This window comes from Mycobacterium sp. 852002-10029_SCH5224772 (assembly GCF_001667315.1).
GTDB lineage: Bacteria > Actinomycetota > Actinomycetes > Mycobacteriales > Mycobacteriaceae > Mycobacterium.
In genome coordinates, this window is sequence record NZ_LZHT01000027.1 from 56,209 (window position 1) to 78,814 (window position 22,606).

Sequence of the window (22,606 nt, forward strand, 5' to 3'; positions counted from 1 at the left end):
TGAAGGCCAGTCTCGAGCGCTCAAGTAGAGGATCCAAAAGGGATAACGTGACCTCCGACCAAGGCTTCGACCGAAGCAATGACAGCGGCAACCGCTTAGCGCCGCGCCCCGTCTCTCGTCCGCCGGTCGACCCCGCATCGCGTCGGGAGTTCGGTCGTCCCGACGGGCTGCGCGGGTCGTTCGTGGCCGAGCGCGTCCGCCCGCAGAAGTACCGGGAGCAGGCCGAATTCCGGCCGAGCGATCGGCCGGCCGACCCCGTCCTGCAGGAGGCGTTCCACCGGCCGGAGGGTAGCCCCGATTCGCTGCAGCGTCATCCTGTGGATGTCGGCGCCCTGGCCGCCGAGAAAGACGGCGTGGAGCCCGACGAGCTGGACGATCCCTGGCGGGACCCGGCGGCCGCGGCGGCCTTGGGAACACCGGCCGTCGCGCCATCGACGTCGCGGTCCGCGCTGGGCTACGGCGGCAAACTCGGTGTGCGCGACGTACTGTTCGGCGGCCGCGTGTCCTATCTTGCGTTGATCGTCTTGGCGCTGATCGCGCTGGTCATCGGGCTGTTCGGCGGCCTGGTGGGCCGTAAGACGGCCGAGGTCGCCGAGGCGTTCACCACCTCGAAGGTGACGTTGTCGACCAATGGCAACGGGGAAGGTCCGGCGGGGCGCTTCGCCAAGGTGGCGTCGGCGACAGCCAACGCCGTGGTGACCATCGAGTCCAAGAGTGACCAGGAGGGCATGCAGGGCTCCGGCGTCGTCATCGACGGGCGCGGCTACATCGTCACCAACAACCACGTGATCTCCGAGGCGGCGAACAGCCCCAGCCAGTTCAAGACCACCGTGGTGTTCAACGACGGCAAGGAAGTGCCCGCCAACCTGGTGGGCCGCGACCCCAAGACGGACCTGGCCGTGATCAAGGTCGACAACGTCGACAACCTGAGCGTGGCGCGCCTGGGTGATTCCGACAAGGTGCGGGTGGGTGATGAGGTCCTCGCCGCGGGTGCGCCGCTGGGGCTGCGCAGCACCGTGACGCACGGCATCATCAGCGCGCTGCACCGGCCCGTCCCGCTGTCCGGCGAGGGCTCGGACACCGACACGGTGATCGACGCCCTCCAGACCGACGCGTCGATCAACCACGGCAACTCCGGCGGCCCGCTGATCGACATGGACTCCCAGGTGATCGGCATCGACACCGCGGGTAAGTCGTTGTCCGACAGCGCAAGTGGGCTGGGCTTCGCGATTCCGATCAACGAAGCCAAGGAGGTCGCCCAGACCTTGATCAGGGACGGGAAGATCGTGCACCCGACCCTGGGCGTCAGCACCCGCTCGGTGAGCAACGCAATCGCCTCCGGCGCGCAGGTCGCCAACGTGAAGGCGGGAAGTCCGGCGCAGAAGGGCGGCATCCTGGAAAACGACGTCGTCGTCAAGGTGGGTAACCGCAAGGTCGCCGACGCCGACGAGTTCGTGGTCGCGGTGCGACAGCTGACCATCGGGCAGGATTCCCCGGTCGAGGTGGTCCGCGATGGCCGGCACGTCACCCTGACGGTGAAACCGGACCCGGATAGCGGCTAATGTTCGCCAACGTCGGCTGGGGAGAGATGCTCGTCCTCGTCGTGGTCGGGCTGGTGGTTCTCGGCCCCGAGCGGCTCCCCGGCGCCATCCGGTGGTCGGCCAACGCGCTGCGTCAGGCGCGCGACTACCTGAGCGGCGTCACCGGTCAGTTGCGCGAGGACCTCGGGCCCGAGTTCGACGACCTGCGCGGCCCCCTCAGCGAATTGCAGAAACTACGGGGCATGACCCCCCGCGCCGCGCTGACCAAGCACCTGTTGGACGGCGATGATTCCTTTTTGACCGGGAACTTCGACAAGCCCGCGAACGGGGCCTCGCTGGAGGCGCCGCAACCCGGCCCTGCCGCACCGGCGAATGGACAGACGCTGGGGGCCGAACCTCAACCGGGCGCCCGCCCGCCGTTCGACACCGACGCGACCTGAAGCCCGCCTCAGCGCCCTTTCGGATCGAGTCCCAGCGATACACCGGCAAGCCCGCGCCGGCGTGAGGACAAACTGTCGGCCACCCCGCGCAGCGCCTTGCCCACTGGCGAATCGGGCGCGCTCAGCACCAGCGGAGTGCCGGAATCGCCCGCGGCCACCAGCGCGGGGTCCAGCGGGATCTGGCCCAGCAGCGGTACTTCGGCGCCGACCGCCCGGGACAACCGCTCGGCCACCTGCTCGCCGCCGCCCTCACCGAACACCCTCAGCGTGGAGCCGTCCGGCAGCGTGAGCCCGGACATGTTCTCCACTACGCCGGCGAGGCGCTGGCGGGTCTGCAGTGCGATGCTGCCGGCCCGCTCGGCGACCTCCGCGGCGGCCAGCTGCGGCGTCGTCACCACCAGGATCTCCGCGTTCGGGATCAGCTGAGCCACCGAGATCGCGATGTCGCCGGTTCCCGGCGGCAGATCCAGCAGCAGCACGTCCAGATCGCCCCAATAGACGTCGGCCAGGAACTGCTGCAGCGCGCGGTGCAGCATCGGCCCGCGCCACACCACCGGGGTGTTGCCCTCGGTGAACTGGGCGATCGAGATGACCCGCACCTCGTGAGCGATGGGCGGCAGGATCATCGACTCGACCTGGGTGGGACGTTCGGTGGTGCCCATCATCCGGGGAATGGAATGACCGTGGATGTCGGCGTCCAGCACGCCGACCGACAGGCCACGGGCCGCCATCGCCGCCGCCAGGTTGACCGTGACGGTGGACTTACCCACCCCGCCCTTCCCGGACGCGACCGCATAGACCCGCGTCAGCGAATTCGGTTGTGCGAACGGGATAACCGGCTCGCGGGCATCACCGCGCAACTGCTTGCGCAGCTCGGTGCGCTGCTCGTCGCTCATCACGTCGAGGCTGACCTTCACCGCGCCGGTGCCGGGCACGTCGGCGACGGCCTGGCTCACCTCGTCGGTGATTTGGGTCTTCTTCGGACAACTGGCGGTGGTCAGGTAGATCACAACATGAACCGAGCCGTCGGGCTCGGTGTCGATGCTCTTGACCATCCCGAGTTCGGTGATCGGACGCCGTAGTTCGGGGTCGATCACCTTTGCGAGTGCGGCGCGGATTGCCGCGGTCAGGTCGGCTGAATCAGAAGAATCATGGCTGGACATCACCGCCGAGTGTAGGCCTGCGCGACGGGGCCGTTCGGCGGCGACCCGTTGCGTCCCTCAGTTGGCCGGGCCGGGCGCGGGGTTGTGTGGCGCGGACGCGTTCGGCGCCGCAGGCGGGCCGGCGGGCTTGGGCGCCGGTGCGGCTTGCGGCGCCGCGACGGGCGGGGGCGCCGGCGGCGGAACAACATCCGGCGGCGGTGGCGCGAACGGGGGCGGAGCAAAGGGGGGCGGCGGCGCGAAGGGTGGCGGAGGCCCCAGGGGCGGGGAACTCTGGGTGCCGATGCAGATCACCGTGCACCCGGGCATCTGGGCCGGCGCCTGCTGAGGTGTGGGAGTCATCCAGGGGAACATCGGCGGGGGACTGACCAGCGCGGGACTCCGCAAGTCGATCAGCGGTACGCGCGCCAGCGGGTCGTCCATCGGCAGGCCATTGATGTTCATCGGCAGGTTCGGCCCCAGCCCCTCGGGATGCTCGAGGTGCGCATCGCCCAGCGGCGGCGGCGGTCCGGTCATCGGCGGCAGGTCGACCGGGACGACGCCCGTGGCGTAGGCCGCTGCCCAGCCCAGCACGTTCTGCGCATAGGGCATCGAGTTGTTGTAGCGGAGAATCGCGCTCAACACATGCGACTGATCACGCAGGTTCAGCCCACCACTGCACAAGTACCGGGCAGCCGCGAGGGTGGAGTCGAAAAGGTTCTGCGGGTCCGCGACGCCGTCGCCCTTGCCGTCGGAGGCGTAGCGCGCCCAGGTCCCGGGCAAGAACTGCATCGGTCCCATCGCGCGGGCATAGGTGGGGCGATTGCCGACGCTGCTCTGGACGATGACCTCGTTGCCGGGCAGCGTGCCGTCCAGCGACGGGCCGTAGATCGGGGTGATCGCGGTGCCGCGCGCGTCAACCGCACCGCCGCCCGCGTGGCCCGATTCGATGCGCCCGATGCCGGCCAGCAGGTTCCAGCTGACGCCGCAGCCTGGGGCGGCGACGGCCATCTTCTGTTCCGCATTGCGGTAGGCGGCGAGCGCGACGCTCGGAATGCCCAGTGCGCCATGCGCATTGACGATCATCGCCGGCGGTGGAGCGGACAACGCGGGCTCGGCGACGTGAAAGGCGGTGGGGCTGCGGTCGATCGCGACCACGGCGGGCCCGGACAGGTCGGGGAAGGTGGGGGAGACGGCGGCCACCGGGGTGATGGCTGCATGGACCGGCTGCATTTGCGCCGGCAGTGACGGAGCCGCCCCGCTGACGGCGCCCGCGAAGACCAGTGGAGTAATCATGGCGACGCCGAATATCGGCTTGCGCGTGTTCCGAAGTGCTCGCTGCCGCACAGTCGCGGCGGCCGGGCTCGCACCCCGGCTTCCCCCTATGCGCACTCGACCGTCCTAGGTGTGAGCTGGGTTAACTTTCTGTTAGCTCGGTGAACCAGATCACCATACATAACTCTTGTGACACGAGTGGCGCAATGGTCGAAGTGGTTCTCACCTGGATTTCTTAGCCGCGCGCTCGAGGTTGGCGCCCGCCTGCGCCGGGCCCGCATCCGGGCTTTGCGGCTGCAGATTGGCCAGTAGTTCGCGCAGGTCCTCCAGCTCGTGGCGCAGGTATTCGCGCGTCACCACCTCGCCGACGGCCAGCCGCAACGCGGCCAATTCGCGGGCCAGGTATTCGGTGTCGGCCTTGGTCTGGGCGGCGCGACGGCGGTCCTCTTCGAGCGTGACGCGGTCGCGGTTCTCTTGCCGGTTCTGCGCCAACAGAATCAGCGGCGCCGCGTAGGCCGCCTGCGTGGAGAAGGCCAGGTTCAACAGAATGAACGGGTACGGGTCCCAGCGCAGCTTCACCGCGAACAGGTTCAGCGCGATCCACACCACCACCAACATCGTCTGCAGCATGAGGTACCGCCCGGTGCCGAAGAACCGCGCGATCGATTCGGTGAACTGCCCGACGGTCTCGGGATCCAGTCGCAGCGAGTACCTGCGCGACGTCCGTGGGGTGTACAGCCCCCGCTGCCCCGTGGATTTGCTCACGAGGACTCCCCCAATCCTTCGAGCCGGCCGGCGGTGTCGAGTTCCTGCATGTCCACGCGCCAGTCGTGCGGCAGCAGGTGATCGAGCAGGTCGTCCACGGTGACTGCCCCCAGGAGGTGGTTCTCGTCATCCACCACGGGACCGCACACCAGGTTGTACGCGGCGAGGTAGCGGGTCACCGCGACCAGCGGTGTCTCCGGCGTCAGGGTGAGCAACTCGCTGTCGACGATTCCGCCGACGAGTTCGGAAGGCGGCTCGCGCAGCAGTCGCTGCAAGTGCACGCAGCCCAGGTAGCGGCCGGTCGGCGTCGCCGTCGGCGGGCGCGCCACGAACACCATCGACGACAGGGCGGTGCTGAGGTCAGGATCGCGGACCCGGGCCAGCGCCTCCGCGACCGACGTGTCCGGGGTGAGCACCACCGGATCGGACGTCATCAGGCCGCCCGCGGTGTCCGGCGAATGCGTCAACAGCCGGCGCACCGAGGCGGACTCGCCGGGGTCCATCCGGGTCAGCAGCATCTCGGCGTCGGTGGGGTTCAGCACGCCGAGCAGGTCGGCGGCGTCGTCGGGATCCATCTCCTCGAGCACGTCGGCCGATCGCTCGGCGCCCAGCTGCGACAGCACGTCGGCCTGATCCAGCTCCGGCAGCTCCTGCAGGATGTCGGCCAGCCGGTCGTCGTTGAGCGCCCTGAGCACCTCGTAGCGCCGCTTGGCCGGCAGTCCGCGAATGGCGTCGGCCACATCGACCGGCTTGCGTCCTTCGAACTGGCCCAGCAGCTGCGCCACTCCCTGCCCCGGCAAGGCCAGGGCCGAGGGGGTCAAGCCGTGCACGCTCCGCCAGTCCACGACGTGTACGGGGCCGCGCCGTCCCAACCGTCGATGGGTGCGCACGGCGACCCGACTCACCATCCAGTCGCGCGTTCGGTTCTGTTCGATGCCCAGGTCGGTGACCACCACGTCGAGGCCGGCCAGCTCCGGCAGTTCGGGGTCGTTGACCTTGACCTGGGTGTCCAGCACCTGGCCCATCGCCAGCACCTCACCGGGCCGCTGCACGAAGTGGCGTAGGGACACGTTGCCGGTGCTCAGCGTCACGGCGTTGGGCTCGATGGACGCGACCCGCAGGATCGGGATGAAGATGCTGCGCCGGGTCGCGAGGTCGACGACCAATCCCAGGACGCGCGGTTGCTGGCGGACGATGCTGATGCTGACCACAACATCGCGCACCCGACCGACGGATTCCCCCAGCGGACCCAACACCAGCATTCGCGCGAGGCGCGCGATGTACACCCTGTTGACCGATCCCATGGAAGTAGAGCCTAGGCAGCCGCGGGTCCGATCGCAGACAACCCCGGGCGGTGGACGGGTCAGTGCGTGCGCAGCGCGAACAGCACGATCACCAAAGTCACCACCAGAGTGGCGATTCCGATGACGATGCCGGCGACCGCCAGGCCGAAACCGTCCTGCCGGGTCCGCTTGATCTGATCCAGGGCGATCGCGCCGAGCACCATGGCCACGATCGAGCCGACGCAGCACAACAGGCCGGTGAACGACGCGATGAGCGAGGCGATCGCCAGCGTGTTGGTCCCGGGCACGGCGGCCGGAGAGGCATAGCCGCCCTGGTAGTCCGGCGGCGGGTAATAGCCGCCCGGATATCCGGGAGACCCGTAACCGGGGGGCGGGCCGCCGTACTGCGGAGGCGCCGCCGGGTAGGGCGATCCGCCGTAGCCGGGCGGCTGCTCGTACCCCGGCGGTGGGGGGACCGGCGGTGGGTACGGCGGCGGATAACCGGCCGGGTAGTCGGTGGGATAGCCCGGGGGCGGATACGCCGGCGGCGCCGGTCCGGTGACCGGTGGCGACGCGGGCGGCGCCCACGGGGCGGGCTGGTCCTGCTGCTCAAAGGCGTCGCTGCCGGTGGTGGGGGAGTCGGCCTTGTCGTCGTCGTGGGCACTCTCGCCGAAGCCGCCGCCGGGAGCTGTCATGGTGTTCAACCTAACCCATGGGTAGGGGGCGGCTGCCGGTGCGAAACGACAGCGCTCCGTCGACGCCCGGGCTGGTTGCCGCCACCGGGTGCTCGTGTTTTCGCAGGTGGCGAAAGGACGCTGGATAGGCTGGGGTGCCCCTGAGATGAAACGACGGCCGAGGCGGAGGACAATGAGCGGCGATGACTAATCCTTTCCAGCCTGGGCAGGTTCCCGGCGCAACACCCCCGGGTGCCGCGGGGCGTCGCCACGGTGTGCCCGGCTTGCCGACACCGCCCCGAGGCTGGCCGGTCGGGTCCTACCCCACCTACGCCGAAGCGCAGCGCGCGGTCGACTACCTCTCCGAGCAGCAGTTCCCGGTCCAGCAGGTGACCATCGTCGGGGTCGACCTGATGCAGGTGGAGCGGGTCACCGGCCGGCTGACATGGCCCAAGGTGCTCGGCGGCGGTGTGCTGAGCGGGGCGTGGCTGGGCCTGTTCATCGGGCTGGTGTTGGGCTTCTTCAGCCCCAATCCCTGGGGCGCGCTGATCACGGGCCTGGTCGCCGGTGTCTTCTTCGGGCTGATCACTTCCGCTGTTCCGTATTCAATGGCCCGTGGCACAAGGGATTTCAGTTCGACCATGCAGTTGGTGGCCGGGCGCTATGACGTGCTCTGTGATCCGCAAAACGCAGAAAAGGCGCGGGACCTGTTGGCGCGCTTGGCGATCTGAGGCGCGCACGAGAGGTGTGAATCGGTGCTGAGTCGTCGTGGGCGCGTACGCCGGACAGGCGCAATCGCGCTGGCGACGCTCACCATCGCCGCAGCGGTGTCGGCATGCGCCTCCGGGGCCCACGGGCTGGTGATCAGCTTCTACACCACGGCCGCCGACGCCGCGACGTTCGCCGCGGTCGCCGCGGATTGCACGAAGCAGTTCGCCGGTCGCTTCGCCATTCAACAGATCAGCCTGCCCAGGGCCCCCGGGGAGCAGCGATTGCAGTTGGCGCGCCGGCTGACGGGTCACGACCGCACGCTGGACGTGATGTCGCTTGACGTGGTGTGGACGGCGGAGTTCGCCGAGGCGGGCTGGGCGCTGCCGCTGTCCGACGATCCCGCGGGACGCGCCAAAGCCGACGCGACGGCCGATATCCTGCCGGGCCCGCTGTCGACGGCGCGCTGGGAAAGCAAATTGTTCGCAGCCCCCGTCACGACGAACACCCAATTGCTTTGGTATCGGCCCGATTTGGTGCGTCAGCCGCCCCGGACCTGGGACGGGATGGTGAGAGAGGTCACCAGATTGCACGCCGCGGGGCAGCCCAGCTGGATCGCCGTGCAGGCCAATGAGGGCGAAGGCCTGGTGGTCTGGTTCAACACGCTGCTGGCCAGCGGAGGCGGTCAGGTGCTCTCCGAGGACGGCCGCCACGTCACGTTGACCGACACGCCGGCGCACCGGGCGGCCACCGTCAACGCGCTGCGGATCCTCAAATCGGTGGCGACCGCGCCCGGGGCCGATCCGTCGATCACCCGCACCGACGAAGGCACCGCGCGGTTGGCAGTCGAACAGGGCAGGGCCGCGCTGGCGGTTAACTGGCCGTACGCGCTGGCGTCCATGCTGGAGAACGCGGTGAAGGGCGGTGTGCCCTTTCTCCCGCTCAACCAGGATCCGCGGTTGGCCGGCAGCATCAACGAGGTCGGCACGTTCGTGCCCACTGACGAGCAATTCCGCATCGCCTATCAGGCCAGCCAGAAAGTCTTCGGCTTCGCGCCGTATCCCGGTGTGGTGCCGGGCAGTCCGGCCAAGGTGACCATCGGCGGGGCGAACCTGGCGGTGGCCAGCACCACCCGTCACCGTGCCGAGGCGTTCGAAGCCATCCGCTGCCTGCGCAACCTGCCGCATCAGAAGTACGTGTCGATCGCGGGCGGCCTGCCTCCGGTGCGCACGTCGCTGTATTCCGATCCGCAGTTCCAGGCCAAGTATCCGATGTACACGATCATCCGCCGGCAACTCACCGACGCCGCAATGCGCCCGGCCACGCCGGTCTACCAGGCGGTGGCCATCCGATTGGCCGCGACGCTGAGCCCGATTGCCAAGATCGACCCCGAGCGGACCGCCGACGAGCTCAGCACCGAGGTGCGCAAAGCGATCGACGGGAAGGGGTTGTTGCCGTGATGCGCGCCCCACATTTGCCGCCCGAACAGCGATTGGCGTTGTTGCTCGTCGCCCCGGCGGCGATGCTGATGCTGACGGTGACGGCGTATCCGATCGGCTACGCCGTCTGGTTGAGCCTGCAGCGCAACAACCTCGCCGTCCCCGACGACACCGCGTTCATCGGCCTGAGCAATTACGCGACCATCCTGACCGATCGGTATTGGTGGACAGCGCTGGCGGTGACGCTGGGCATCACGGTCGTTTCGGTGTCCCTCGAATTCGTCCTGGGTTTGGCGCTGGCCCTGGTGATGCACCGCACCATCGTCGGAAAAGGACTGGTGCGCACCGCGATCCTGATCCCGTACGGCATCGTCACCGTGGTCGCGTCGTACAGCTGGTACTACGCCTGGACGCCGGGAACGGGCTATCTGGCCAATCTGCTCCCGCATGGTAGTGCGCCGCTGACCGCGCAGATCCCGTCGCTGGCGATCGTCGTGGTCGCCGAGGTCTGGAAGACGACCCCCTTCATGTCGCTGCTGCTGCTGGCCGGATTGGCGTTGGTGCCAGAGGATCTGCTGAAGGCCGCCCAGGTCGACGGCGCCGGCGCCTGGCGCCGGCTGACCCGGGTCATCCTGCCGATCATCAAGCCGGCGGTAGTGGTCGCGCTGCTGTTCCGAACCCTGGACGCCTTCCGCATTTTCGACAACATCTACGTTCTGACCAACGGCGCCAACAACACCGATTCGGTGTCGATCCTGGGCTACAACAACCTGTTCAAGGGTTTCAACGTCGGGCTCGGCTCGGCGATCAGCGTGCTGATCTTCGGATGCGTGGGCCTCATCGCGTGGGTGTTCATCAAGGCCTTCGGCGCGGCGGCGCCCGGTGGTGACGTCGATGGCCGCTAACGTGCAGGGCGCGCGGCGCACCGCGATGTGGGCCGTCATCGACATGGTGGTCGTGATCTACGCGCTGCTGCCGGTGCTGTGGATCTTCAGCGTCTCCCTGAAACCGACGTCAACGGTCAAGGACGGCAAGCTGATTCCGTCGGCGGTGTCCCTGGACAACTATCGCGGCATCTTTCGCGGCGACCTCTTCAGTTCGGCGCTGATCAACTCCGTCGGGATCGGGTTGATCACCACCGCGATCGCGGTGGTGCTCGGGGCGATGGCGGGCTACGCGATCGCCCGCCTGGAGTTTCCCGGCAAGCGGCCGCTGGTCGGCGCTACCCTGTTGATCGCCATGTTTCCCGCGATCTCGTTGGTCACGCCGTTGTTCAATATCGAACGCTTCATCGGCCTGTTCGACACCTGGCCGGGCTTGATCCTGCCCTATATCACGTTCGCGCTGCCGCTCGCGATTTACACGTTGTCGGCGTTTTTCCGTGAGGTCCCATGGGATTTGGAGAAGGCGGCGAAAATGGACGGCGCCACGCCGGCTCAAGCCTTCCGCAAGGTGATCGTCCCCCTGGCGGCGCCCGGTGTGGTCACCGCGGCGATCCTGGTGTTCATCTTTGCGTGGAACGATCTGCTGCTGGCGTTGACCCTGACCGCCACCAAGGCCGCCATCACCGCGCCGGTGGCGATCGTGAACTTTAGTGGCAGTTCGCAGTTCGAGGAGCCGACCGGGTCGATCGCAGCCGGGGCCGTGGTGATCACCGTTCCCATTATCGCTTTTGTTCTAATCTTCCAACGACGAATCGTCGCCGGATTGACCTCTGGCGCTGTGAAGGGATGATGCGATGGCCGAGATTGTGCTGGACCATGTCAGCAAAAGTTACCCCGACGGCGCCGTGGCGGTGCGCGACCTGAACATCACCATCGCCGACGGTGAGTTCCTGATCCTGGTCGGCCCGTCGGGCTGCGGTAAGACCACGACGTTGAACATGATTGCCGGACTTGAAGATATCTCTTCGGGTGAGCTGCGCATCGGCGGCGAACGGGTGAACGAGAAGGCGTCCAAAGACCGCGATATCGCGATGGTGTTCCAGTCCTATGCGCTGTACCCGCACATGACGGTGCGGCAAAACATCGCGTTTCCGTTGACGCTGGCCAAGATGCCGAAGCCCGAGATCGCGCAGAAGGTCTCCGAGACCGCCAAAACCCTTGACCTCACCGAATTTTTGGACCGCAAGCCATCGCAGCTGTCCGGTGGGCAGCGGCAGCGGGTGGCAATGGGTCGCGCGATCGTGCGCCATCCCAAGGCGTTTTTGATGGACGAGCCGTTGTCCAACCTGGATGCCAAACTGCGCGTTCAGATGCGCGGCGAGATCGCCAGGCTGCAGAAGAGGCTGGGTACGACGACGGTCTACGTCACCCACGATCAGACCGAAGCCATGACCCTGGGCGACCGTGTGGTGGTGATGCATTCCGGCGTCGCACAGCAAATCGGTACTCCTGACGAGCTTTACGAGCACCCGGCCAACCTGTTCGTTGCGGGCTTCATCGGTTCGCCGGCGATGAATTTCTTCCCCGCCGCGATGACGCCGATCGGGCTGACGCTGCCCTTCGGGGAGGTGATGCTGACACCGGAAGTCCAAGAGGTGATCGCCCAGCATCCGGCACCGGACAGCGTCATCGTCGGTGTGCGGCCCGAGCATCTGTCCGACGCGGCGTTGATCGACGGTTATCAGCGGATCCGGGCGCTGACCTTCGAGGTGAAGGTCGACTTGGTCGAATCGCTGGGCGCGGACAAGTATGTGTACTTCTCCACCGCGGCGTGGGCCGCGCACTCGGCTCAGCTGGACGAGCTGGCCGCCGAGGGAGATGCGCACGAAAACCAGTTCGTGGCACGGGTTCCCGCCGAGTCCAAAGCGGCCATCGGGCAGTCGATCGAGTTGGCATTCGACACGACAAAGCTGGCGGTCTTCGACGCCGACTCTGGGGCCAACCTGACCATCGCGCCGTCGGGCTCGCAGTGACCCAGCCGTTGGAGCAGGTGCGCGCGCACGTGCGTGCCCACTACGGTGATCTCGAGCCCGATTCGGCGAGCGTGACATTTCTGGGCACCGAAACCATCGAAGTGCTGCGGTTTCGCGAGGCGAGCGGGTTGGTGCACTACGTCTCCTTGGGCTGCTCGCGCCACCCGATGACCGAACCGACCCTGGACATCGCCGACCCGGTCCGCGGCCCGCGCGCCGAAATCGTGCTGCAGTTGCGCGATCCCGGCCCGATCACCGGAATCGCCCGCAGCGTCGCGATACTGGCGGCGACCCCGGCCGTCGAGGGTGCCGTGTTGAGTGCCGATGCACTGATCGACCTCGGCTCGCCGCTATGGGCCTCGCAGTCGCGGCGCGTGCCGTTCACCGCGGTGTTGTTGGGCCACAGCGAGATCCGGGATCTACCGCTGGATCCGCCCCGCGACCCGGTGCGGTTCTTGTCGGCGACGCCCATCACCGCGACCGAAGCGGCGTGGGTGCGGCTGAAAGGCGCCGAGGCGATGCGGCAAGCCTGGGACAACGACGGCGTGGACGTGCTGGACACGAATCGCCCTGCCGCCCAGCCCACCTGACTCCGCTCGGCGAAGAACGGTCAGAGCCAGTTGCGGTTGCGGAATTGGAAATACAGGACCAGGCAGACGACCACCATGACGGCCATGATCCCCGGGTAGCCCCACGTCCAGCTCAGCTCGGGCATGAAACGGAAGTTCATCCCGTAGATGGCGGCGACCATGGTGGGCACCGCCAGGATGCCGGCCCAGGCAGCCATCTTGCGCATGTCGTTGTTCTGCTGCATCCCGACCCGGGCCAATGCCGCCTGGATCAACGAGTTGAGCGTGTCGTCGTAGCTGGCGATCTGGTCTGCGGCCTCGGAGTGGTGGTCGGCGACGTCGCGCAGATAGCGCCGCACTTCCTTGGAGATCACGTCTTTGTTGTCCATCTGGATCCGGTGGAACGCGGCCGACAGCGGGTTGACGCACCGGCGGAGCTCGACGACCTCGCGTTTGAGCAGATAGATCGGTTCGACGTCGATCTTGCTGCCCGGGGCGAACGCCAGACCCTCGATGCTGTCGATGTCGGACAGCATCAAACTGCTCACCTCGAGGTAGTGGTCCACCACATGGTCGGCGATCGCGTGCATCACCGCGTAGGGGCCCAGCCGCATCTGCTCCGGGTTGCCGTCCATACGCTTGCGCACGTCGGACAGTCCGCCGTGTTCACCGTGGCGCACCGTGACCACGAAATCGCGGCCGACGAAGACCATGATCTCGCCGGTCTCGACGATCTCGCGGGCCAGCACTACCGATTCGTGGCGGACGTAGTTGACGGTCTTGAGGACGAGGAACAGTGTGTCGTCGTACCGCTCCACCTTGGGTCGCTGATGGGCACACACGGCGTCTTCGACGGCGAGCGGATGCAGCCCGAACACGTCGGCTACCTCCTGCATCTGGGCCTGACTGGGTTCGCGCAGGCCCACCCAGACGAATCCCTCGTGCCCCTGCGTTTCGATCTCGCGCACTTTGTCCAGGGACGCGGCGTAACGGACCTTGCCGGACAACCGGTGGCCATCGGCGTAGACGGCGCAGTCAACCAGGGTTTCTTTGGGTGGTTGAGATTGCCGGTCCGGTTCCTGCGCGAGCGGCCGAAGCGCCTCGGGCAAGGCGTCGAATCCTTGGAACACATCCACCTCCCACGCAGCGCAGGTTCGACCAGGCGGTGCTCCATGCTACGCGTCCCGCCTGTTCAAAGCCTGACGATCAGCCGCTGGAGAAAGCCCTGGTAGCGGACCGGAGATTGTGGTCGGGGAAAGGTGCGCTAGTTTCGAGCCGAAACCCGAATCTGCACGAACTTCTCCACAAGGAGTACATCGACGTGAGCGCAAGTCCTCTCAAGGTCGCCGTCACCGGCGCCGCCGGCCAGATCGGCTACAGCCTGTTGTTCCGTCTGGCGAGTGGCTCGTTGCTGGGCCCCGACCGCCCGATCGAGCTGCGCCTCCTGGAGATCGAGCCCGCCCTCAAGGCGCTCGAGGGCGTCGTGATGGAGCTCGACGACTGCGCCTTCCCGCTGCTGTCCGGCGTCGAGATCGGCGCGGATGCGAACAAGATCTTCGACGGCGTCAACCTGGCGCTGCTCGTCGGGGCGCGGCCGCGCGGCCCGGGCATGGAGCGCAGCGACCTGCTGGAGGCCAACGGCGCGATCTTCACCGCCCAGGGCAAGGCGCTCAACTCGGTCGCCGCCGACGACGTCCGCATCGGCGTGACCGGTAACCCGGCCAACACCAACGCGCTGATCGCGCTGAGCAACGCCCCCGACATCCCCAAGGAGCGGTTCTCGGCGCTGACCCGCCTCGACCACAACCGGGCAATCTCCCAGCTGGCCAAGAAGACCGGGGCCGCGGTCACCGACATCAAGAAGGTGACCATCTGGGGCAACCACTCCGCGACCCAGTACCCCGACATCTTCCACGCCGAGGTCGGCGGCAAGAACGCCGCCGAGGTGGTCAACGACCAGGCCTGGATCGAGAACGACTTCATCCCGACCGTCGCCAAGCGCGGCGCGGCCATCATCGATGCCCGCGGCGCGTCCTCGGCCGCGTCGGCCGCCTCGGCGACCGTCGACGCCGCCCGCTCCTGGCTGCTGGGCAGCCCGGAGGGCGACTGGGTGTCGATGGCGGTCTTCTCCGACGGCTCCTACGGCGTGCCCGAGGGCATCGTCTCGTCGTTCCCGGTGACCACCAAGGACGGCAACTGGTCGATCGTGCAGGGGCTGGAGATCGACGCGTTCTCCCAGGGCCGCATCGACAAGACCACCGCCGAGTTGGTCGACGAGCGCACCGCGGTCACCGAGCTCAAGCTGATCTAGCGCGGCAGAGCCGGGTGCAGCGGGTCGCCACTGAGACCCACATCACCAATTAGGGCTACTAACGGGTAGTCAGTACCCTGAAGCCCGTGTCCGAATTGCTTGAATCGATACAGACGCAGGCCGAGCATGGTGCGATCACCGACGCCGAGATCTTCGAGGCACACGTAGGCGGCAAGCTTTCGGTGAGCATGACGTCCCCGCTGGACACCCAGCGCGCTTTGTCGATCGCCTATACCCCCGGCGTGGCGCAGGTCAGCCGTGCGATCGCCGCTGACCACGCCCAGGCGGCCCGCTACACCTGGGCGAACCGGCTGGTGGCCGTGGTCAGCGACGGCAGCGCGGTGCTCGGCCTGGGCGACATCGGGCCGGCGGCGTCGCTGCCGGTCATGGAGGGCAAGTGCGCCCTGTTCCAGGCGTATGGCGGGCTGAACGCCATCCCCATCGTGCTGGACACCAAGGATCCCGACGAGATCGTGGAAACGCTGGTGCGCCTGCGCCCGACGTTCGGCGCCGTCAACCTCGAGGACATCTCCGCGCCGCGCTGCTTCGAGATCGAGCGCCGCGCCATCGAGGCGCTGGACTGCCCGGTGATGCATGACGACCAGCACGGCACCGCCATCGTTGTGCTGGCCGCACTCATGGGCGCCAGCAAGCTGCTCGGCCGGGATATGAGCTCGCTGAAGGTAGTGGTGTCCGGAGCCGGTGCGGCCGGCGTCGCGTGCACCAATCTCCTTATGGTGATGGGTGTTTCGGACATCACCGTGCTCGACTCGCGCGGAATTCTGCACACCGCTCGTGACGACATGAACGACGTCAAGGTGGCTCTGGCGCGGCGCACCAATCCCGACGGCCTGACCGGCAGCGCGGCGGAGGCCATCCGGGGCGCCGACGTGTTCCTTGGTCTCTCGGGCGGGGTGGTCCCCGAAGAGATGATCGCCACCATGGCGCCGGGCGGGATCGTCTTCGCACTGTCCAACCCCGATCCGGAGATCCACCCCCGCATCGCGGCCAAGTACGCCTCGGTGGTGGCCACCGGCCGCAGCGACTTCCCGAACCAGATCAACAACGTGCTGGCCTTCCCCGGCGTGTTCCGCGGTGCGCTGGAAGCCGGCGCGCGCCGGATCACCGAGAAGATGATGGTCGCCGCGGCCGAAGCGATCTTCTCCGTCGTCAGCGACGACCTTGCTCCCGACCGGATCGTCCCCAGCCCGCTGGACCAGCGTGTCGGGGAAGCGGTCGCGGCGGCCGTGGCGATCGCGTCCGACACTTCCCTCTCCGGGGGGTGAGAATCGGCAGGCTGGCGGCACCGCTGCTCGCCGCCATACTCACCGTGGCCGGCTGCGCGACCGACACCGGGGGCGATCGTCGCGCCCGCGCGGAAGTGGTGGTCGGGTCCCGGTCTGATGCCGAGTCGACGCTGCTCGCCGGCGTCTACGTTGCCGCGTTGCGGTCCTACGGATTTGGCGCGCGGTTCCAGGCGACCGCCGACCCCAAGGCCCAATTGGATTCGGGCGCAGTCACTGTCGTCCCCGCCCTCACCGGCCGTGTGTTGCGGGCCCTGCAGCCCGGCGCGACGGCGGTGTCCGACAAAGACGTCTACCGCGCGATGATCGCCGCGCTACCCGAGGGCATCGCGGCGGGCGACTACACGACCGCCGCCGAGGACAAACCCGTACTGCTGGTGAGTCGAGCCACCGCCAAGGCGTGGGGCGGCAGTGATGTCAGTGCCGACTTGAGCACGCTGCCGCAACACTGTGCCGGTCTTGTGGTCGGTATCATCGCCGGACACCTGGCGCCATCGGCCGTCGGCCCCTGCCGGCTCCCCGCTCCGCGTGAATTCCCCGATGGCACAACGATGTTCGCCGCGGTTGCGGCAGGACGGGTCACCGCGGGATGGACGACCACCGCCGACCCCGGCGCTCCCGCCGACCTCGTCGCGCTGGCCGACGCCAAACCCGCGCTGATTCGGGCCGAGAACGTGGTGCCGCTGTATCGTCGCAATGCGCTCAGCGATCGGCAGTTGTTGGCAATCAACGAAGTGGCCGGCGTCCTGGACACCGCGGCGCTGGTCGACATGCGCCGGCAAGTGGCCGCGGGCGCCGACCCGCAGGCGGTGGCGGCAGGCTGGCTGGCCGAACACCCACTTGGGCGCTGAGAACAGGGTCAGCGCTTGGGCAGCAGCCGGGTGACAAAGTCTTTCACTCGGCCCATCACGGGCCCGCCCACCAGTCGTTCATAGTTCGGACCGGCCACCCGGATCAGCAGGTCCATCGCCTTGACGTCCGGCCCCACCAGCACCCGGGCCTTGTTCTTGCGCACCCCTTCCAGGATGACTTGGGCCGCTCGGAGCGGGGTGGTCTTGGCCTGCTGTTCCTCGAACAGGGTGGCCAGCTCGGCGTGGTCGAGCCCCTCGACGCCGGTGGCATTGCGCGCGAACGCGGTTTTGATCCCGCCCGGATGCACCGTCGTCACCCGCACCGGGTGACCGGCCCGCGCCATCTCCTGATGCAGCGCTTCGGTGAACCCGCGGACGGCGAACTTGGCCGAGACGTATGCCGCCTGGCCGGGCGCCGAAAACAGGCCGAGCGCGCTCGAAATGTTGATGACGTGTCCGTCGCCGGAGGCGATCAGGTGCGGAAGGAACGCCTTGGTGCCGTTGACGACGCCCCAGTAGTCGACGTCGATCACGCGTTCGATGTCCTTGAACCGGCTGTCCTCGATGGATCCGATGAACGTGATGCCGGCGTTGTTGTAGATCTGGTTGACCGCACCGAAATGCTCGTTGACAGCGTCGGCGTAGGCCAGGAAGGCGTTGCGTTCGGTGACGTCGAGCTGGTCGACTTTGACCGGAGCGCCGATCGCCGTCAGTTGCTCGGCGGTCTGCGCCAGTCCTGCGGTGTCCACGTCGCTGATCGCCACCCGGGCGCCGGCGCGGCCCAGCTCGACCGCCAGCGCCTGGCCGATGCCTGAGCCCGCGCCGGTGACAACGGCGACCTTGCCGGCGAACCCATCCATGCAACACTCCCTCGACCAGGCTTGACCGCGTTGACGCTAATCGTTACCAGTGATGGTGGCTAGAGCAGGGGGAAATGGTGAACCGTGCGCTCGGCGCAGTGAGAGATCGGTCACTGTTTGGGCAGCAGCCGGCCCATCACGGGACCGAACAACCGCTGATAACCCGAACCCGTCAGCCGCACGAGGATGTCCAACACCTTGGCGTCCGCCCCGACCAGCACCCGCGCCTTCTTCTTGCGCACCGCGTCCAGGATGATCTGGGCCGCGCGGTGGGGAGTGGTCTTGGCCAGCCGTTTGTCGAACAACTTGGCCAGTTCGGCCTGGTCGAGGCCCTCGGCGGTGGCGGCGTTGCGCGCGATCGCGGTTTTGATGCCGCCCGGGTGCACCGTGGTCACCGCGACCGGGTGGCCGGCCGCCGCCATCTCCTGGCGCAGGGCCTCGGTGAAACCGCGGACGGCGAACTTGGCCGAGTTGTAGGCCGCCTGCCCCGGCACCGAGAAGAGCCCGAACACGCTGGAGACGTTGATGACGTGTCCGTCGCCGGAGGCGATCAGGTGCGGAAGGAATGCCTTGGTGCCGTTGACGACGCCCCAGAAGTCGACGTCCATCACGCGTTCGATGTCCTTGAACTGGCTGACCTCGACATCCCCGGTGAAGGCGATGCCGGCGTTGTTGTAGATCTGGTGGACCGTGCCGAAGTGCTCTTTGACCGCGTCGGCGTAGGCCAGGAACGCTTCACGCTCGGTTACGTCGAGACGATCCGCCTTGACCGACGCGCCGATTGCCTTCAGCTGTTCCTCGGTGTGGGCCAGGCCCTCGAGGTCGACGTCGCTGATGGCCACCTTGGCGCCCGAGCGCCCCAACTCGAGGGCCAGCGCCTGCCCGATACCCGAACCCGCACCCGTCACCACCGCGACCTTGCCGGCGAACCCTTGCATGAGCACCCTTCCTTGTCGGCCCGTTTGCGTCGAGGCTAGCCGGTACCGGCGGTACCGCTCTCGTCGGGTGCGCGTCGACTCGTCGCGCGAAAACGCTCGAATCAGCCGAAGGCCGTGTCGATGATCTCCTGCTGCTCGACGGCGTGCACCTTCGACGAGCCCGACGACGGAGCCGACATCGCCCGGCGGGAGATTCGCTTGAGGCCCGTCAGCTTGTCGGGCAGGAGCTCGGGCAGTTCCAGACCGAACCGCGGCCAGGCGCCCTGGTTGGCGGGCTCCTCCTGGACCCAGAAGTACTCCTTGACGCTCGGGTAGCGGTCCAGCGTTTCGGCCAGGCGACGCTTCGGCAGCGGAGCGAGCTGTTCGATCCGGACGATCGCCACATCGTCCCGATTGTCCTTGGCCTTGCGGGCCGCCAACTCGTAGTAGAGCTTGCCGCTGGTCAGCAGGACCCTGCTGACCTTGTTGCGATCACCGATGCCGTCCTCGTAGGTCGGCTCTTCGAGCACCGAGCGGAACTTGATCTCGGTGAAGTCCTTGACGTCGCTGACCACCGCCTTGTTGCGCAGCATCGACTTGGGCGTGAACACGATCAGCGGCCGCTGCACGCCGTCGAGGGCGTGCCGCCGCAACAAGTGGAAGTAGTTCGACGGCGTGGAGGGCATCGCGATCGTCATCGAACCCTCCGCCCACAGCTGCAGGAAGCGCTCGATGCGGCCCGAGGTGTGATCGGGGCCCTGGCCTTCGTGGCCGTGCGGCAGCAGCAGCACAACGGTGGACAGCTGGCCCCACTTGGCCTCACCGGAGCTGATGAACTCGTCGATGATCGACTGCGCGCCGTTGACGAAGTCCCCGAACTGGGCTTCCCACAGGACGAGGGCGTCCGGATTACCCACGGTGTAGCCGTATTCGAAGCCGACGGCTGCGTACTCCGACAGCGGGGAGTCGTAGACCAGGAACTTGCCGCCGGTGGGGGTGCCGTCGGGGCTGGTCGCCAGCAACTGCAGCGGCGTGAACTCTTCGCCGGTGTTGCGGTCGATGATCACCGAGTGCCGCTGCGAGAAGGTGCCGCGCCGGGTGTCTTGCCCGGACAGCCGCACCAGCTTGCCCTCGGCCACCAGCGACCCCAGCGCCAGCAGTTCGGCGAAGGCCCAGTCGATCTTGCCCTCGTAGGCCATCTCCCGGCGCCGGTCCAGCACTGGTTGCACCCGCGGGTGCGCGGTGAAGCCTTCGGGCAGCGCCAGGAATGCGTCACCGATGCGGGCCAGCAGCGCCTTGTCCACCGCGGTGGCCAGGCCCGCGGGCAGCATCTGGTCGGCCTCCACCGATTCGCTGGGCAGCGCGCCGTGCTTCTCCAGTTCGCGGACCTCGTTGAACACCCGCTCGAGCTGGCCCTGGTAGTCGCGCAGGGCGTCCTCGGCCTCTTTCATCGAGATGTCGCCGCGGCCGATCAGGGCTTCGGTGTAACTCTTGCGGACACCGCGCTTGATGTCGACGACGTCGTACATGGCGGGGTTGGTCATCGACGGGTCGTCGCCTTCGTTGTGCCCGCGCTTGCGGTAGCACAGCATGTCGATGACGACGTCCTTCTTGAACTGCTGCCGGAAGTCGACGGCGAGTTTGGCCACCCACGCGCAGGCTTCCGGGTCGTCGCCGTTGACGTGGAAGATAGGCGCCCCAACCATTTTCGCCACGTCGGTGCAGTATTCGCTGGAGCGGGAGTACTCCGGCGCGGTGGTGAAGCCGATCTGGTTGTTGGCGATGATGTGGATGGTGCCGCCGACGCGGTAGCCGGGCAGGTTCGCCATGTTCAGCGTCTCGGCCACCACCCCCTGGCCGGCGAAGGCGGCGTCGCCGTGCAGCATCATCGGCACCACCGAGAAGGCTTTGTCGTCACCCTGGTCCTCGGCGCGCCGGTCCAGCAGGTCCTGCTTGGCCCGCACCAGTCCCTCCATCACCGGATCGACGGCTTCCAAATGCGACGGGTTGGCAGTCAAGGAGACCTGAATGTCGTTGTCGCCGAACATCTGTAGGTACACGCCGGTGGCGCCCAGGTGGTATTTGACGTCGCCGGAGCCGTGTGCCTGCGCCGGGTTGAGGTTGCCCTCGAACTCGCTGAATATCTGCGAGTACGGCTTGCCGACGATGTTGGCCAGCACGTTGAGCCGGCCGCGGTGCGGCATCCCGATGACCACTTCGTCGAGCCCGTGCTCGGCGCACTGGTCGATCGCCGCGTCCATCATCGGAATGATGCTTTCCGCACCTTCCAGTGAAAACCGTTTCTGCCCAACATATTTGGTTTGCAGGAAGGTTTCGAACGCCTCGGCCGCATTCAGTTTGCTCAAGATGAACTTCTGCTCGGCCACCGTCGGTTTGACGTGCTTGGTCTCCACCCGCTGCTGCAGCCATTCCTGTTGTGAGGGCTCGAGGATGTGGGTGTACTCGACGCCGATGTGACGGCAGTAGGCATCGCGCAGCAGGCCCAGCACGTCGCGCAGCTTCTTGTACTCGCTACCGGCGAAGCCGTTGACTTTGAACATCCGATCGAGATCCCACAGCGTCAGGCCGTGGTTGAGGATCTCGAGGTCGGGGTGGCTGCGGAACCGGCTGCCGTCCAGGCGCAGCGGGTCGATGTCGGCCATCAGGTGGCCGCGATTGCGGTAGGCCGCAATCAACTCCATCACCCGGGCGGTCTTGTCGACGATCGAGTCCGGGTTGTCGGTGCTCCAGCGCACCGGAAGGTAGGGGTTGCCCAGCTCGCGGAAGATCTCGTCCCAGAACGTGTCCGACAGCAGCATCTCGTGGATGGTGCGTAAGAAATCGCCGGATTCCGCGCCCTGGATGATGCGGTGGTCATAGGTCGACGTCAGCGTGATCAGCTTGCCGATCCCCAACTCGGCGATGCGTTCCTCGCTGGCGCCCTGGAACTCGGCGGGATACTCCATGGCGCCGACGCCGATGATCGCGCCCTGCCCCGTCATCAGCCGCGGCACCGAGTGCACGGTGCCGATGGTGCCCGGGTTGGTCAGCGAAATCGTCACGCCGGCAAAGTCTTCGGCGGTCAGCTTGCCGTCGCGGGCCCGTCGCACGATGTCTTCGTAGGCGGTGACGAACTGCGCGAAGCGCATCGTCTCGCAGCCCTTGATGCCGGCCACCACCAGGGAACGTTTGCCGTCCTTGCCGTGCAGGTCGATGGCCAGGCCCAGATTGGTATGGGCCGGGGTGATAGCAGTCGGTTTGCCGTCGATCTCGGCGTAGTGCCGATTCATGTTCGGGAACTTCTTGATCGCCTGTACCAGCGCGTACCCGAGCAGGTGGGTGAACGAGATTTTGCCGCCGCGGGTGCGCTTGAGCTGGTTGTTGATGACGATCCGGTTGTCGATCAGCAGCTTGGCGGGCACGGCGCGGACGCTGGTCGCCGTCGGCACGTCCAGCGATGCCGACATGTTCTTGACGACGGCCGCCGCGGCGCCGCGCAGCGTCTGCAATTCGTCGCCTTCCGCCGGCGGGGGGGCGGCGGCTTTGGCCGGCGCGGGCCGCGCCGGGAACCCGTTGCCGGCGGCCGTGCTGACGGGGGGTGTCGTGCTGGTGG

Annotated in this window: 20 protein-coding genes; 11 read left to right on the forward strand and 9 right to left on the reverse strand. The window is 67.4% G+C overall.

The genetic code is table 11. From position 1 onward, the window contains the following. The first annotated feature begins 47 nt into the window (after positions 1–47). A complete protein-coding gene (locus tag A5775_RS06880; RefSeq protein WP_067249660.1) occupies positions 48–1,562 on the forward strand; it encodes a S1C family serine protease in 1,515 nt (504 codons plus the stop codon). Further along, positions 1,562–1,981 carry a Sec-independent protein translocase protein TatB gene (gene tatB, locus A5775_RS06885; protein WP_067249664.1) on the forward strand — a complete coding sequence of 140 codons (420 nt, stop codon included), beginning with the start codon at positions 1,562–1,564 and terminating at the stop codon, positions 1,979–1,981. Before A5775_RS06880 ends, tatB begins: the two co-directional genes overlap by 1 nt. Positions 1,982–1,989: 8 nt before the next feature. Here tatB and A5775_RS06890 read toward each other — a convergent pair whose 3' ends face one another. The 5 genes from A5775_RS06890 to A5775_RS06910 form a co-directional block, all read right to left on the reverse strand. Further along, the gene (locus A5775_RS06890) at positions 1,990–3,144 is read right to left on the reverse strand and encodes an Mrp/NBP35 family ATP-binding protein (RefSeq protein WP_156660596.1); all 1,155 of its coding nucleotides are present in this window, start codon (positions 3,142–3,144) and stop codon (positions 1,990–1,992) included. A 57-nt stretch (positions 3,145–3,201) separates the two neighbouring features. Continuing rightward, complete coding sequence (locus A5775_RS06895; RefSeq protein WP_197512390.1) at positions 3,202–4,512, reverse strand: lytic transglycosylase domain-containing protein; 1,311 nt, start codon at positions 4,510–4,512, stop codon at positions 3,202–3,204. Between the two features lie 105 nt (positions 4,513–4,617). Continuing rightward, entirely contained in the window at positions 4,618–5,160 is a 543-nt protein-coding gene (locus A5775_RS06900) for a DUF1003 domain-containing protein (protein ID WP_067249670.1), read from the reverse strand. Further along, complete coding sequence (locus A5775_RS06905; RefSeq protein ID WP_067249673.1) at positions 5,157–6,464, reverse strand: magnesium transporter MgtE N-terminal domain-containing protein; 1,308 nt, start codon at positions 6,462–6,464, stop codon at positions 5,157–5,159. The genes A5775_RS06900 and A5775_RS06905 overlap by 4 nt, the downstream gene beginning before the upstream one ends. 59 nt (positions 6,465–6,523) lie before the next feature. Further along, positions 6,524–7,138 (reverse strand): DUF4190 domain-containing protein, encoded by a 615-nt coding sequence (locus A5775_RS06910; RefSeq protein WP_067249677.1) that lies wholly within the window; start codon positions 7,136–7,138, stop codon positions 6,524–6,526. 182 nt (positions 7,139–7,320) lie between these two features. Between A5775_RS06910 and A5775_RS06915 the strand changes: the two genes are divergently transcribed. From A5775_RS06915 to A5775_RS06940, 6 genes are read left to right on the forward strand one after another with little or no spacing between them, the layout of a single operon-like run. Then, entirely contained in the window at positions 7,321–7,848 is a 528-nt protein-coding gene (locus tag A5775_RS06915) for a general stress protein (protein WP_067249680.1), read from the forward strand. A 24-nt stretch (positions 7,849–7,872) separates the two neighbouring features. Next, positions 7,873–9,285, forward strand: a complete 1,413-nt coding sequence (locus tag A5775_RS06920) for an extracellular solute-binding protein (RefSeq protein WP_067249683.1) — start codon at positions 7,873–7,875, stop codon at positions 9,283–9,285. After that, positions 9,285–10,169, forward strand: coding sequence for a carbohydrate ABC transporter permease (locus A5775_RS06925; protein ID WP_067249687.1), 885 nt, complete (start codon positions 9,285–9,287; stop codon positions 10,167–10,169). Before A5775_RS06920 ends, A5775_RS06925 begins: the two co-directional genes overlap by 1 nt. Then, positions 10,159–10,998 (forward strand): carbohydrate ABC transporter permease, encoded by an 840-nt coding sequence (locus tag A5775_RS06930; RefSeq protein ID WP_067249733.1) that lies wholly within the window; start codon positions 10,159–10,161, stop codon positions 10,996–10,998. The genes A5775_RS06925 and A5775_RS06930 overlap by 11 nt, the downstream gene beginning before the upstream one ends. A gap of 4 nt (positions 10,999–11,002) precedes the next feature. Continuing rightward, a complete protein-coding gene (locus A5775_RS06935; RefSeq protein WP_067249690.1) occupies positions 11,003–12,181 on the forward strand; it encodes an ABC transporter ATP-binding protein in 1,179 nt (392 codons plus the stop codon). After that, positions 12,178–12,771, forward strand: coding sequence for a suppressor of fused domain protein (locus A5775_RS06940; protein ID WP_067249694.1), 594 nt, complete (start codon positions 12,178–12,180; stop codon positions 12,769–12,771). Before A5775_RS06935 ends, A5775_RS06940 begins: the two co-directional genes overlap by 4 nt. Before the next feature lie 20 nt (positions 12,772–12,791). Here A5775_RS06940 and corA read toward each other — a convergent pair whose 3' ends face one another. Next, positions 12,792–13,880, reverse strand: coding sequence for a magnesium/cobalt transporter CorA (gene corA / locus A5775_RS06945; protein WP_067249737.1), 1,089 nt, complete (start codon positions 13,878–13,880; stop codon positions 12,792–12,794). Positions 13,881–14,071: 191 nt separating this feature from the next. Here corA and A5775_RS06950 point away from each other — a divergent pair, with 191 nt between their 5' ends. The 3 genes from A5775_RS06950 (at position 14,072) to A5775_RS06960 (ending at position 17,216) form a co-directional block, all read left to right on the forward strand. Continuing rightward, on the forward strand, positions 14,072–15,061 hold the full coding sequence (locus A5775_RS06950) for a malate dehydrogenase (protein WP_067249696.1): 990 nt from the start codon (positions 14,072–14,074) through the stop codon (positions 15,059–15,061). Between the two features lie 86 nt (positions 15,062–15,147). Next, on the forward strand, positions 15,148–16,347 hold the full coding sequence (locus A5775_RS06955; RefSeq protein WP_067249699.1) for an NADP-dependent malic enzyme: 1,200 nt from the start codon (positions 15,148–15,150) through the stop codon (positions 16,345–16,347). Continuing rightward, a complete protein-coding gene (locus A5775_RS06960; protein WP_067249704.1) occupies positions 16,344–17,216 on the forward strand; it encodes a glycine betaine ABC transporter substrate-binding protein in 873 nt (290 codons plus the stop codon). Before A5775_RS06955 ends, A5775_RS06960 begins: the two co-directional genes overlap by 4 nt. 8 nt (positions 17,217–17,224) lie before the next feature. Here A5775_RS06960 and A5775_RS06965 read toward each other — a convergent pair whose 3' ends face one another. The 3 genes from A5775_RS06965 to A5775_RS06975 all read right to left on the reverse strand — a co-directional run. Next, positions 17,225–18,076, reverse strand: a complete 852-nt coding sequence (locus A5775_RS06965; RefSeq protein WP_067249708.1) for an SDR family oxidoreductase — start codon at positions 18,074–18,076, stop codon at positions 17,225–17,227. A 110-nt stretch (positions 18,077–18,186) separates the two neighbouring features. Continuing rightward, complete coding sequence (locus tag A5775_RS06970; protein WP_067249712.1) at positions 18,187–19,014, reverse strand: SDR family oxidoreductase; 828 nt, start codon at positions 19,012–19,014, stop codon at positions 18,187–18,189. Between the two features lie 101 nt (positions 19,015–19,115). Then, a partial coding sequence (locus A5775_RS06975) for a multifunctional oxoglutarate decarboxylase/oxoglutarate dehydrogenase thiamine pyrophosphate-binding subunit/dihydrolipoyllysine-residue succinyltransferase subunit (protein WP_197512392.1) occupies positions 19,116–22,606 on the reverse strand: 3,491 nt, incomplete at its 5' end.